Genomic DNA, 12,770 nt, shown 5'->3' with positions numbered 1-12,770 from the left:
TTTTTTGCCGGGAAGGTTTGCCAAATCCCCGGCGGCTAGAACATTTGTTCTACGTCTATGGCTTTGTTGTCACATTCGCGACATCATAGCCTTCCTCTTCCCGGAGTCTTCTTTCCGCGGAGCGCTCCGCGCGGAAGGCCCTGCTTCCTCCTCTTGCACTGTTTTTCCGATGAGCAACCGACTGTTTGGCACCGACGGCATCCGTGGCCGCGTCAATGAATTCCCCATCACCGCCGAGGTGGCTCTGCGTCTCGGCAAGGCGATTGCCCGCGTGCTGCGGTCCTCCGGTCCGAACCGGAACCGCGTGCTGATCGGAAAGGACACCCGCATTTCCGGCTACATGCTGGAGACCGCCATGACCAGCGGTCTGGTCTCGATGGGCATGGACGTCTTCATGGTCGGCCCGATGCCGACTCCCGGCGTGGCCCACCTCACCAAGTCCATGGGGGCCGCCGCCGGCATCATGCTTACCGCTTCACACAATCCGTATGAGGACAACGGGATCAAGATCTTCGGACCGGATGGCTACAAAATTTCCGATGAGATCGAGAACGTGATCGAGCGCCACATCCTCGGGGACGAGCCCGAGGCGGCTCCCGTCCCACCCCGCCAGATCGGCAAGGCGCACCGTATCGATGATGCCCGCGGCCGCTACATCGAGTTCGCCAAGCACACCGCGGACAATATCTCGCTGCACGGGTTGAAGGTGGTGGTCGACTGCGGCCATGGTGCCGCCTATTTCATCGCGCCGCTCATCTTCAAGGAACTCGGTGCGGAAGTCGTCACCGCGGGCATCGGCCCGGATGGCACCAATATCAATGACGGCTGCGGCGCGCTGCATCCGGAGAACGCCGGCGAATTGGTCCGCCGCCACAATGCCGACCTCGGCATCTCCTTCGATGGCGATGCGGACCGCGTGATCTTCAGCGACTCGAACGGCCAGGTCGTCAGCGGCGACCGTATCCTCGCCCTCTGTGCGCTTGCCATGAAGGAACAGGGCCGCCTCAAGCATGACACGCTGGTCTGCACCACCATGAGCAACCTCGGGCTGTACGAGGCCATGCGCCGCAATGGCATCAAGGTCGAAACCTCCCCCGTGGGCGATCGCAATGTCATCGAGGCGATGCGCAAGGGCGGCTATACCTTCGGCGGTGAAAACTCCGGACATCTCATTTTCTCCGAGCATGCGACCACCGGGGATGGTATCCTCAGCGCCCTCCAGGTGCTGCGCATGATGCGTGACAAGAACGCCACGCTGGCGACTCTCGCCTCGATCATGCAGGAGTATCCGAACCAGCTCGCGAACATTCCCGTGCCGGACAAGCCGGATCTCGAGAGCCTGCCGAAACTCAAGAAGCTGATGAAGCAGGCGACCAAGGAGTTCGGCACCGAGGGCCGCCATCTCATCCGGTACTCCGGCACCGAGAAGAAACTCCGCGTGCTGGTGGAGCACCGCGAGATCGAAACCGCCCGCTTGTGGGTGAGCAAATTCGCCGCCGCCATCCGGGATGAAATCGGTACCGGCACGCGAAAGATCAACGGTGAGTGACAGGTAGGTGGTTGCGCCTCATCCTTCCACTTCCGCGCTCATGAAAACCCTGCTCCGCCTTGTTGCCGCCGCCTCCTTGCTGCTGGCTCCCCCCATCGTTTCCGCCCAGACCGCGAAACTGCCGCAGGGCGTGAAGCGCGTGGTGTTTCTCGGTGATAGCATCACCTACGCCGGACAATATACCGCGGACATCGAGGCCTACTTCATCACCCGCGACAAGGCGGCGAACTACGAGTTCATCAATGTCGGGCTTCCCAGCGAAACCGTCTCGGGCTTGTCGGAGGCAGGCCATGCGGGTGGCAAGTTTCCACGTCCCGATCTGCACGAGCGGCTGGCCCGGGTGCTGGAGAAAACCAAGCCCGACCTCGTCTTCGCCTGCTACGGCATGAACGATGGCATCTATCTGCCGTTCGATGAAACACGCTTCAAGGCCTATCAGGACGGCTGCACCTGGCTTCGCGACGAGGTCACCAAGACCGGCGCGAAGATCGCCTTCATCACGCCGCCGGTGTTCGATTCCCTGAAGGGCGGAAAGCCCGGCTACAATGACGTGCTCGGCCGCTATGGCGACTGGCTGCTCTCGATGAAAAAATCCGGCTGGGTCGTGGCCGACCTCCACGGTCCGATGACCGCGTATCTTGACGAGCATCGGAAGGCGGATCCGAACTTCGCTCTCGCCAGCGATGGAGTTCATCCCGGCCCGGAAGGCCATTGGGTGATGGCCCGTGAGATCTTGAAGTTCCTCGGTGCCAGCGATGTGGCGAAAGCGAAGAGCGCGGAAGAAATGGCCGCCGCTCCGACTCATGGTCTGGAAATCCTCAAGCTCGTCACCCAGCGTGAGAACCTGCTAAAGGATGCTTGGCTCACCGCCACTGGTCACAAGCGTCCCGGCATGGCCACCGGTCTGCCGCTCGATCAAGCCGAAACCAAGGCGAAGGAAATCGGCAAGCAGATCGAGGCGCTGCTGAAGTAAACTTTGGGTGCTGATCCGCCGTGATCTTTGACCTCGGAGAGGTCACGGATCATAGCCGGAGAGTCGCGAAGCGACCTCCGGGCAGGGCGGATTTTGAATATTCCTTTCGACCCCGAAGAGGGTCGCGCCGGCGGTTTTTAAACTTCGTGCTGTCCGGTCCAAAACGGATCGCTTTGCCACCCTTCCGGCAGGAACTCGAAGATCGATCCTCGGGCGGCGATCTCCTTTCCAAACGCCGTGCTCATGTAATACGGGTCCGGGATCATGCCGACGCGACCGAGGTCCAGGCGGTCTGCATCCCAGCAGGTGCCGATCGTTGGATCGGAATGATGAAGCTCGTCCGTGTGGCCGATGCAGGCGAGCCGGAGTAGTTCGAAACGGGCATCGTCGAGAGCGTAGGCACTGCCGCGCAGTTCCGCCGCATACTCCGCGCCGCGCCAACCATGATCCGGATCGTGGCCATCGTTCTCCCGTTGGCTGTCGTGGAAGAGTGCGAACAACCGCACGATCTCGACATCCGCTCCGGTTCTTGAGGCAAGAAGGATCCCATTTCTTTCGACCCGCCGCCAGTGGTCCGGCCCATGAACGGTGTGCTCCCACATCGGTCGACCCGAGGTGACGGAGACAACTCGCCATAGAGAGGGGAAGTCGATGGAGTTGGTCACGGGATTTGGTTCTGGGAACAGGGATTGGGTAAGGAGGAAACCCCGCTGCTGCAAGAGCAAGTGGGCGCAGGAAACCCCGAGCGCCGCAGGCGTAGTAGCGTAAAGCTCCTGCTTTGCGTGCTTCTGGCGGCTATTTTCAAACAGGAGGCTGCAAAAAAGGGGGATCATCTCTCCGGCCCCATCCCTATCATCCCACGAAAGAATTCCGTGCAAACTCCGTTCTGGGGCATTGGAATCCGTTCCTCTCATCATCACCATGGCTCCCTATTGCAAACCCATCCTCGCGGGCCTCATGTGGTCCGCGTCCACGTTCGCCGCGTTCGCGGTCACCGGCCCTCTCAACCCCAAGGACTACAAGGCCCCCGTGCGTGTCGCCTGCGTGGGGGACAGCATCACCCAGGGCTCTGGCGCGGACCGCGGCATGTCCTATCCGGACCAGCTCCAGGAATTGCTCGGCGACCGCTGGGCGGTGAAGAACTTCGGTGTCAGCGGCCGCACGCTGCTCAAGAAGGGCGATCACCCGTATTGGAAGGAAGGAGCCTTCAAGAACGCCCAGACGTACAATCCGGACGTGGTCGTCATCATGCTCGGCACCAATGACACCAAGCCGCAGAATTGGTCGCACAAGGACGAGTACAAGACCGACTACACGGAGATGGTGAAGACCTTCCGCGACTTGCCCTCGAAGCCACGCATCTTCATCTGCCGCCCGTGCCCGGTGCCGGAACCCGGCAACTACGGCATCAACGAGGCCGGGGTGAAAGAAGAGATCGTCATCCTCGACAGCCTCGCGAAGGAGATGGATCTCGGCGTCATCGACATCCATGCCGCGCTTGAGAAAAACCCGGAGCTACTGCCGGACCGCGTGCATCCGAATACCAAGGGCGCGGGCGTGATGGCGGCCACCGTCTATACCTCCCTCACCGGCAGCAAGGCCCACGATCCGGCGTTGCTGATGAAGCCGAACAGCTACTTCCGCTCCGGAGCCGTGCTCCAGCGCGGCGCGGCGATCCCGGTGTGGGGCACCGCTCCGGAAGGCAAGGCCATCACCGTGGAATTCGCAGGACAGAAGGCGACCACCACCACCAAGGACGGCCATTGGAAGGTCACACTGAAGCCGATGGACGCCAGCACCCAGCCGCGCACGATGACCATTACCGGCCCGGACAACAAGATCGAGGCGGAGAACATCCTCATCGGCGATGTGTGGGTGGCCAGCGGCCAATCGAACATGGAGCGCCAGCTCGGACCACGCGGCGGCCAGAAGGAGATCCTCAACTGGCAGCAGGAAGCCGCCGGTGCGAAGTATCCGTTGATCCGCCAGTATTACGTGCCGCTCGCGAACTCGCTGAAGCCGGTGGAGGAGCCACGTGGTCGCTGGACCGTGTGCTCGCCGGAGACGGCACCGGATTTCTCGGCTGTCGGCTACTTCTTCGCCCGTGACCTCCAGCCCGCCATCCAGGTGCCGGTGGGGCTGATTTTCTCCGCCTGGGGCGGCACCGTCGCGGAGGCCTGGACCAGTCCGGAGAAGCTCCAGACGCTTCCTGACTTCCAGGAGCCGCTGAAGCAGATCGCGCAGCCCGGATTCAAATACAACCAGAACACCCCGACCGCGCTCTACAACGCGATGATCTCGCCGTTGCTCCAGGTGCCGATCAAGGGCGTGATCTGGTACCAGGGTGAAGCCAACAACGGCCGCGCGAAGCAATACCGCACGATCTTCCCGGCCTTGATCGAGGACTGGCGCGCGCGCTGGAACAATCCCAAGCTCCCGTTTCTTTTCGTCCAGATCGCCCCTTACAAGGATATGACGCCGGAACTACGGGAAGCGCAGTTTCTTTCCTGGAAGTCCGTCCCGGACACCGCGATGGTCGTGACCACGGATGTGGGCGATGCCGGGGACATCCATCCGCAGAACAAGGGGCCCGTCGGCACCCGTCTTGCGCTGGCAGCGAAGGCCCTCGCCTATGGACAGAAGGTGGCCTACTCCGGTCCCGCCTATCGTGAGATGAAGGTGCAGGGCAAGGAGGCCTGGCTTGCCTTCGATCACGTGGGCAAGGGCCTTGAAGCGAAGGATGGCGCGCTCAAGGGCTTCACCATCGCCGGAGCGGACAAGAACTTCGTCCCCGCCATCGCGGAGATCAAAGGCGACAAGGTGGTGGTGCATGCCGATGGCGTGGAGGCACCTGCCGCCGTCCGCTACGGCTGGGCGAATGTCCCGGACGTGAATCTCTTCAACAAGGACGGCCTGCCCGCGTCTCCCTTCCGCACGGACGTGGAGCCCTGAGCCATCCCCGCTTCCTCCTCCAGCCCCGCTCCGGTCCGCCGGTGTGGGGCTTTCTCTTGTAGCAGATGCTGTGAGACTTCGGGTAGCGAAGACACGCGCTCATTTTGTTGCCCCGGTTCTTTCCAAATCGTGCGGGAATTCGTGGAAGCCCGGCGAGATGAAGGAGATCCAGTAGTGGCGCAAGTTTCCAACGTTCCCGCCGCGACATTTTCAGAGCATCGGCGGGACGCCAATGCCACGGCCTGCCGCGAGACGCGACAGCCACAGTTGGCGGCTTCACACCGCCTCCACGAAGTGCTCCATCTTCAGCTTCCGCTCGCCCTGCCATTGATACGCGGCGAGCGGACCACCCACGGACGCGCCGTGATCCAAGCACACGATGTTGTCCTGCTCCGGAGCCGGTTTTTGCCCCACCGGCTTGAAGTAATGGCCGAAGAATACCGGCGGCGCATCGTCCGGGTAACCCGGGATCACATGCAGCGCCGCGGGATCCACCGGCAGCTCCGGCATCCGCCCGTCCGCAGGGAAGACCAGTGCCGCGCAGGTGACGCCCGGTTGTGGATGCTCCCACCAGCGCGCGCGGAAGTGCCTGCGTGAGATGCCGCTGTTGTCGGAATAGCTGTAGCCGGGAGGCAGGGGAATATCGATGCCCTTCAGCACCGCTTCGATCGCTTCGCCTTCCGGATTGGCCTTGCTGGATGCAGCCAGCAGGAAGCCGTCGTCCTCCAGTGACTTGTCCGCGAGGTAGGCGAGATGCTCCGGATGCCAGCACGCGTGGACCGCGCGCAGATAGCCGAGATCGAGTGACAGCGGAACGCGCTTCAGCCATGGCATCCACAGTGAGCGCCACTCTCCCTGTGGATCTTCATGATCCGGGAAATCGTCCAGCGTTCCCTGATGGGTGCGGACATTGCGGTGACCGTGGTGGCGCAGAGGTCTGCCATCCGGCCCGAGGGTGTGGAAGCAGATCGCATTGAGTTCGTGATTGCCCAGGATCACATCGGCATGGCCGCGATCCACCATCATTTTCACCGCATGCAGGGTGGACTTCACGCCGCCGGGCTGGTGATGACCCGGCTTGGGATCGATCAGGTCTCCCAGGAACAAAGCCCGGTGACCGGTAGGTGGGACGAACGACACGCCGTCATGTTCGTATCCCAGCAACCGCATCAGGGACTCCAGACGATCGTAGCGGCCGTGGATGTCGCCGATGATGTCGTGTGAAGTCGCTACCGGGCCGCTCATGCGTGACCAACATGAAGCCCGCTTGAGCGAACCTTCAACTCCGGATCGTCACAAAGTTTCATCAGCCTCCCGTCATGGGTGGCAGATCGGGATCGGTCTTCTCGTCCCGCACGATTTCCAGGTGATGTCCGTGGCGGTCGGGGTGATCCTCCAGATGGCAGGGAATGCCTTTCCGTCGCAAGGAGGTGATCTTCTTCGCGGCTTGTTCGTGAGCCGTGAGGTTCTCGACTGAAGGGATGCTTTTCGATTTCATGGCCAACCCGCCAGTCTCGCTCCGACTCCGCGGATGCGCAAGCCGTCGTGGTCGTTTTCGCGAATCTCCACGGGAAATCGGAAACAGGGCGCGGAGCAGAACGCACGACGGATGCGCATTTGCAATCCGTGCTTCCCGGCGTCGTGGGCAGAGTCCCGTTGATTGCGTGGGATTCACGCGGTGATGCAGCGGGCACGGTTTCCGCTGGAAGGATCTCCGCATGAAACCTCCCGTGATCGATCCGGTGAAATCCGAGGCAAAGCTTGTGTCGCCAGCCGTTGTGGAGCCTGCCACCCAGCCGGGCATGGGTGCCGTTCTCACTGGCGATGGCGTGCTCTTCCGCGTGTGGGCGCCAAACGCCGCGCAGGTGCATGTCACCGGCGGTTTCAACGATTGGGCGGATCCCGGTATGCCGATGGGCCGCGAGGAGGGCGGCATGTGGAGCATCGTTTGTGCGAAGGCGAAAGCAGGGGACCAGTACAAGTTCCGCATCGCCCATGGGGGAAACACGATGCTGAAGATCGATCCGCGCGTGCGCCTCACCGATCCGGAAACCGGCAATGGGGTGATCTACCGCGATTCGTTCGATTGGCAGGGCGTCGAATTCGAGACGCCGCTTCTCAATGAAGTCGTGCTCTATGAATTGCACGTCGGCACCTTCGGCGTGCGGCGTGGCGAGAAGACGCCGTGTGGCACGTTCAAGAAAGTCATCGAGCGCCTGTCGTATCTGAAGGATCTCGGCGTGAATGCCATCGAGCTGATGCCTCCCACCGAATTCCCCGGTGAAACCTCATGGGGTTACAATCCCTGCAATCCCTTCGCCATCGAGGCCGGCTATGGTGGCCCGGATGGCTTGAAGGAACTCATCCGCGAGGCCCACCGCCACGGCATCGCCGTGATCCTCGATGTGGTGTACAACCACTTCGGCCCGGATTCGCTCGACCTGTGGCAGTTCGATGGCTGGTCGGAAAACGGCAAGGGCGGCATCTACTTCTATAACGATTGGCGTTCCGAAACTCCGTGGGGCGACACCCGCCCAGATTACGGCCGCGAGGAGGTGCGCCAGTATCTGCGTGACAACGCGCTGATGTGGATCGAGGAATTCCGCGCCGATGGCCTGCGTCTTGATGCGGTCAGTTATATCCGCCGCTCGAAGGGCGCGGACAACCCGGAGTCCGCGGACATCGCGGAGGGTTGGCAGGTGCTCCAATGGATCAACAAGGATCTGAAGCTGCATTCGCCGCGTGTCATTTCCGTGGCCGAGGATCTCGGCAACAACGCCGCGCTCACCACATGGGTGGAGGAGGGCGGCGCGGGCTTCGATACGCAATGGGATGCCGGCTTCGTGCATCCGGTGCGTGCGGTGCTGGAAAATCCGGTGGATGACGCGCGCGATGTCGGCGCGATGGTGGCCGCCGTGTTGCCCGGCGATGCCAGTGATCCCTTCCGCCGCGTGATCTACACCGAATCGCATGACGAGGTGGCGAATGGCCGCCGCCGGATGGTGTCCGAGATCGACCCGAAGAATCCCGACAGCCTGTGGGCGCGCCGCCGTGCCCTGCAGGGAGCGGGCGTGATGTTGACCGCGCCCGGCGTGCCGATGCTTTTCCAAGGGCAGGAGTTTCTCGAGGACGGCTGGTTCGATGACCGAGATCCGCTCGATTGGGAAAAGGCGCGGCGTTTTCGTGGCATCCGGCTCGCGTTCCATGACCTGATCCGGCTGCGGCGCAATCTCGGTGGAGTGACCCGCGGCTTGACCGGAGCGCATGTGGATGTCTTCCACCAGAACCACCATGCCAAGGTGATCGCCTGGAATCGCTGGTATGAGGGCGGCCCGCGCGACAGCACGGTCATCGTGATGAATCTCACCGCCAACGCCCACGAGTTCTACGAGATCACCCTGCCCGCGGCGGGCGAGTGGAAGGTGCGCTTCAATGCGGACTGGAGCGGCTACAGCGATGATTTCGATGACACCGAAGTGATCACCGTGGAGGGCCGCACGGGTGTGGTGGGGCATCCCGCGCCGCTCGGCGGGCTTGCGCTGCCGCCGTATGGATTCATCATTCTCAGCCAGGATTGAGAGTGGTGGGAAAACACCGCTTGCCGTTTTCACATCCGGTGGGAAATGCTTGTGGCATCATGCTCCGCCTGCCTGTCCTCGCTTCGCTTTTGTCAGCCGTTGTCATCCCTGCGGCTGCGGCCGACTCCTGCCGCATCGTTCTGCTGGAGATTCCGAAGGGGCAGGCGGCGGCGGTGGCTTCCGAGCTTGGAGCCGGCAAATCTGGCGATGCTTCCGTCATGGACGCGCTGCTGAAAAAACGCGGCCTCAAGGCCATCGTGGACAAGAGCAAGGGGGGCGGTTGCTGGAACAGCACGACCGGCGAGCAGGTCGATGGAAAAATTCTGCTGGCTCCCCAATCCTACGAAGAGGACCTTGCGCAAACGACCTTCGGTTCGCGCCGCCCGCACGAAAGCAAGGTCAAGATCGTCGCGGAGAAGACCGCCGAGGGTGTGCGTGAGCTGGTAGCCGTCGAGCATTCGCTGCTCGATGCCAAGGAGCGTGCCATTGAAACGCTGGAAGTGAAGATCGGCTCGTTGTGGTTGCAGCCGGGTCGTTGGCAGGAACTTTGCCGTGTCAGCAATGCCAGGACGGAAGTGGCCGTGTGGCAGTTCGGCATGGCGGATGGCATTTCTTCAGCAGCACCTGCCGGGAACCGCGTGGTGGAAATGAAGCTGTTCCCGGCAAGCGCCGCCGATGTCGCCCAGCTCGCGAAAGCCACACCCGCCTCAAGGGAGAACGCCATGACGTGGCTCGCCAATCGTGCGAAGCCATGGCGCGAGCTGCGCTACTCAGGACTCGTCACTCCCGCCACCAGTTGCACGATCATCGAGAAGCACTACGAGGATCGTAGGAATCCCGGTCCGCAGGCCGGCAGCCAGCTCCGGGTGTCATTCGAGAAGCCCGATGGCAAACCGGATGAAGCCGGAACGGTCTCCCTGGGGATCGGTGATGCGACGGGAGACGCGCCCGCGAACGAGGTCAAAGCGGAGATGGATGCGGGTGTCTGGAACTTCACACCTATTACCGGCCGTGACTTCGCCAATCTCGCCGCCTGGCGCGTGATCAAGTGACGGCTCGATTCAATCCGCCGCCGTTCGCACCGCTTCCAGCAACGGCGTGCGCAGCGTCCAAAAATCCAGGTTCGTATCCAGCCCGTTCCCCATCAGCGCGAACACGCGCCGGTGTCCATCCGGTGTTTGGATGAATCCCACTTCGGTCCTCACACCGGACATCGCGCCGCGCTTGGAACGCATGGGGCCGCTGCCGCTCAGACTGCGCACATAGCGTTCACCCGTCGCCGCGCGTGAGGCCGCGAGGTTCACCCGTGCCAGATCCAGCGGACGGATCATCGTCGCCCGGGCGAGGCCGTTGCCGTCGATCATCCGCAATCCCTCGAAGGACACTCCGGCATCCTCCCAGAATTTCCACACCACCTTTGCCGGATCGTCATGCTTGAGATTTCCCATCGTCAGATACAGCGCCTGCGACTCCAGATTGTCGCTCACCCGGTGCAAGTGGTCGATGATCTCCGGCAGGGCTTCCGAGCGATGGCCGGCCAGCGCCACCCGCGTGTCCGTACGCCGTGACGCGCCACCCGCGATCTTCACTCCGGCTTTCACCAGCCGTGCCCGCAGGACATCCGCCGCATACGCGGGAGGATCGGGAATCGCGGCATTCACCGTAAAGCCGCGTTCTCCGAGAGGCACGCTGCCGCGTATGGAGATCTCCTTCCCATAGGGCTCGGAAAACACCGTCACCTGATCACCGCTTCCAGCGGCACCGGTTGCGACCACGCAATCCCACTTGATGCCCGGCAGGACGGGATCGCTGCCCGCCAGCTTCGCCGGACCGCCTTCCTTGTCCGCCGGATCGAAGGTGAGTGTCATCCGGTTGTGATCCACGTTCACGCCATAGGTGCCGGCACCGTAGGCATTGCCGATGTCTCCCCAGTTCCAATGCTCGCTCACCGGCTCCGCGGCGAAGACTTTCGTGTTCACCACGATGCCACCGCTGATCTTTTTCAGGCCCTTGGCCACCACGGCATCCGCCATGGCTTCCAGATCCTCGCGGGCCAGCGTGGGATCGCCCGATCCGGTCAGCTCCAGATCTCCATCCAGGACACCAGCCGCGTCGATCTTCGCGTTCGCCGTCAGCGTGGTTTCAAAACGATGGTCCGGTCCCAGCAATCCGAATGCCGCACCGGTGGTCAGTGTTTTCATCGAGGATGCCGGGCACAGCGCCGTCTCCGCCAGCGGTGAGGCGAACAGCGTCCGTCCCTCCTCATCCAGCACGCACAAGGCGACCAGCGCGCCCTTCAATTCGGTGCGGGCCGACCATTCGCGGAACGCCTTCGACAAGCCACCTTCCCGCGGTGGTTCCTCCACCTTCGACGGTTCAAGTCTGGGCTCCGGTGTTGCTTTCGGCGCCGTCTCGATCCTCTTCTCCACCCGGACCTTCTTCACCGCGGGTTCGGCCTGCTGCTTCCACACCACGCCGGAGTCCCGCCACCAGAAGATCGCAAACGTTCCGGCAGCCGCCCAACCGGCCGCCAGCAGGATCACCAAGGTCGTTTTCGATCGTCGTGCATTCGACACGCCGCGACCCTAACACTGCCCGAGCTTCCCGCGAAAGCCCGAACGTGGGTCACTCCATGTCCTTGCACATCGCGACCACCATTTTCACGTGGCGCAGGTAGTTCACGTCGCTGGCCTCGTTGTCGTAGTTCATGCCGTAGGGCCAGAAGTGCATGCGGTCCGCGTGCAGCACCGCGTCCGGGCCGTCGAATTCCTTCAACTGCGCCAGCGCGTGCTTCCCGGTCCACAATCCGTCCTTGATGTTCTTCTGCCAGTTGCCGTGCGTGCCGATGCCCAGCGTGTGGCCCATTTCATGGAGGGTCACACGGAAGCCGATCTGCCCGCCGAAATTGATCCAGCCGCTGATGTTGCCATCCGCCGTCGGTGTGCCCGGGCTGTTGTTTGCCGTCAGGGCTTTCTTGAAATCCGAGTGCTCGTTGTAGAACGCCACCGCCTTGTCCATCGCCTCCACGATCCGCTTCTTTCGCTCCGGTTCCCATTTTTCGGAGCCCCCGGAGAGCTTGTAGGTGATGCGGCCCTGAGGCTTTTTCGCGGTTTTGCCGCCGCTCGCGAAGGAGTCCGCCTGTTCCGCAACCTGCTTTTCCACATAGCTGCGGTCTTCGGCGCTGAGGCGATCCAAGGGGATCTCGGTGGTGCGGCCCTCCGGCTTCCTGACGGTTACCGTCTTCCGGTCGGAACGGAGAAAGACGCCCTCCAATGTCCTGCCGTCCGTGGATGTCCACAACCGCGATTCGGTTGCCGCCTGGAGCGCGGTGGAACAAAGACACAGGGCAAGGAGGGCGCGAGCTTTCATCGGTGGCAGGGAGGAAAAACCGGTCCGCTCATGCTAGCTCCCGCCGGGATACATCGCTTGTATCGAATCTCCCGCTGCAGGTAGGATTCCGACATTCCACTTCTGCTGTGATCGCGTCACCACGATCACGTAATATTCCTGTGGCCGAAATTGTGGCACTCTCTTCCTGTCAGCGCGAGGTTCCCCCCGGCCGGACGCAGACCTTCTCCCCCCGGAAGACAACACAACTCCCCCCGACCAGCTTTGATCGGCGGATGACGGAATTCCCCGGTTCCGCATCCGCCGATTGCTTTATGGATGAGTCCGTCGAACCCGCCGCTTCTTTCTTTGGAGTGCGGTGAGCCATCAC

General features: G+C 62.4%; 10 protein-coding genes. 5 read left to right on the top strand and 5 right to left on the bottom strand.

Annotated elements, in window-relative coordinates:
- Positions 1–169: 169 nt before the first annotated feature.
- Positions 170–1,549 (top strand): phosphoglucosamine mutase, encoded by a 1,380-nt coding sequence (gene glmM, locus KBB96_RS11020; RefSeq protein ID WP_211629464.1) that lies wholly within the window; start codon positions 170–172, stop codon positions 1,547–1,549.
- Between the two features lie 40 nt (positions 1,550–1,589).
- On the top strand, positions 1,590–2,522 hold the full coding sequence (locus KBB96_RS11015) for an SGNH/GDSL hydrolase family protein (protein WP_211629463.1): 933 nt from the start codon (positions 1,590–1,592) through the stop codon (positions 2,520–2,522).
- A gap of 137 nt (positions 2,523–2,659) precedes the next feature.
- On the opposite strand, the gene KBB96_RS11010 is transcribed toward KBB96_RS11015, so the two are convergent.
- Positions 2,660–3,028 carry a hypothetical protein gene (locus tag KBB96_RS11010; protein WP_211629462.1) on the bottom strand — a complete coding sequence of 123 codons (369 nt, stop codon included), beginning with the start codon at positions 3,026–3,028 and terminating at the stop codon, positions 2,660–2,662.
- A 415-nt stretch (positions 3,029–3,443) separates the two neighbouring features.
- Between KBB96_RS11010 and KBB96_RS11005 the strand changes: the two genes are divergently transcribed.
- Positions 3,444–5,474 carry a GDSL-type esterase/lipase family protein gene (locus KBB96_RS11005; protein WP_211629461.1) on the top strand — a complete coding sequence of 677 codons (2,031 nt, stop codon included), beginning with the start codon at positions 3,444–3,446 and terminating at the stop codon, positions 5,472–5,474.
- 276 nt (positions 5,475–5,750) lie between these two features.
- Here KBB96_RS11005 and KBB96_RS11000 read toward each other — a convergent pair whose 3' ends face one another.
- Positions 5,751–6,719, bottom strand: a complete 969-nt coding sequence (locus KBB96_RS11000; RefSeq protein ID WP_211629460.1) for a metallophosphoesterase family protein — start codon at positions 6,717–6,719, stop codon at positions 5,751–5,753.
- A 61-nt stretch (positions 6,720–6,780) separates the two neighbouring features.
- The gene (locus tag KBB96_RS10995; protein ID WP_211629459.1) at positions 6,781–6,972 is read right to left on the bottom strand and encodes a hypothetical protein; all 192 of its coding nucleotides are present in this window, start codon (positions 6,970–6,972) and stop codon (positions 6,781–6,783) included.
- Between the two features lie 220 nt (positions 6,973–7,192).
- Here KBB96_RS10995 and KBB96_RS10990 point away from each other — a divergent pair, with 220 nt between their 5' ends.
- Positions 7,193–9,052, top strand: a complete 1,860-nt coding sequence (locus KBB96_RS10990) for an alpha-amylase family glycosyl hydrolase (RefSeq protein ID WP_211629458.1) — start codon at positions 7,193–7,195, stop codon at positions 9,050–9,052.
- Positions 9,053–9,111: 59 nt separating this feature from the next.
- Entirely contained in the window at positions 9,112–10,104 is a 993-nt protein-coding gene (locus KBB96_RS10985) for a hypothetical protein (RefSeq protein WP_211629457.1), read from the top strand.
- A 9-nt stretch (positions 10,105–10,113) separates the two neighbouring features.
- On the opposite strand, the gene dacB is transcribed toward KBB96_RS10985, so the two are convergent.
- Both dacB and KBB96_RS10975 read right to left on the bottom strand, forming a co-directional pair.
- The gene (dacB, locus tag KBB96_RS10980) at positions 10,114–11,628 is read right to left on the bottom strand and encodes a D-alanyl-D-alanine carboxypeptidase/D-alanyl-D-alanine endopeptidase (protein WP_211629456.1); all 1,515 of its coding nucleotides are present in this window, start codon (positions 11,626–11,628) and stop codon (positions 10,114–10,116) included.
- 49 nt (positions 11,629–11,677) lie between these two features.
- Positions 11,678–12,421, bottom strand: coding sequence for a hypothetical protein (locus tag KBB96_RS10975; protein ID WP_211629455.1), 744 nt, complete (start codon positions 12,419–12,421; stop codon positions 11,678–11,680).
- Between the last annotated feature and the right edge of the window lie 349 nt (positions 12,422–12,770).

The sequence above is a fragment of the Luteolibacter ambystomatis genome, from assembly GCF_018137965.1.
Lineage (GTDB): Bacteria > Verrucomicrobiota > Verrucomicrobiia > Verrucomicrobiales > Akkermansiaceae > Luteolibacter > Luteolibacter ambystomatis.
The sequence above is the reverse complement of the archived record's forward strand: the minus strand, read 5'-3'. Positions and strand labels throughout refer to the sequence as shown.

Bases quoted from the DNA above. Each gene is read 5' to 3' on its own strand.
- KBB96_RS10985 (WP_211629457.1), top strand. From the start codon at position 9,112: ATGCTCCGCCTGCCTGTCCTCGCTTCGCTTTTGTCAGCCGTTGTCATC.
- KBB96_RS10975 (WP_211629455.1), bottom strand. From the start codon at position 12,421: ATGAAAGCTCGCGCCCTCCTTGCCCTGTGTCTTTGTTCCACCGCGCTC.
- KBB96_RS11015 (WP_211629463.1), top strand. From the start codon at position 1,590: ATGAAAACCCTGCTCCGCCTTGTTGCCGCCGCCTCCTTGCTGCTGGCT.
- KBB96_RS10990 (WP_211629458.1), top strand. From the start codon at position 7,193: ATGAAACCTCCCGTGATCGATCCGGTGAAATCCGAGGCAAAGCTTGTG.
- KBB96_RS10995 (WP_211629459.1), bottom strand. From the start codon at position 6,972: ATGAAATCGAAAAGCATCCCTTCAGTCGAGAACCTCACGGCTCACGAA.
- glmM (WP_211629464.1), top strand. From the start codon at position 170: ATGAGCAACCGACTGTTTGGCACCGACGGCATCCGTGGCCGCGTCAAT.
- KBB96_RS11000 (WP_211629460.1), bottom strand. From the start codon at position 6,719: ATGAGCGGCCCGGTAGCGACTTCACACGACATCATCGGCGACATCCAC.
- KBB96_RS11005 (WP_211629461.1), top strand. From the start codon at position 3,444: ATGGCTCCCTATTGCAAACCCATCCTCGCGGGCCTCATGTGGTCCGCG.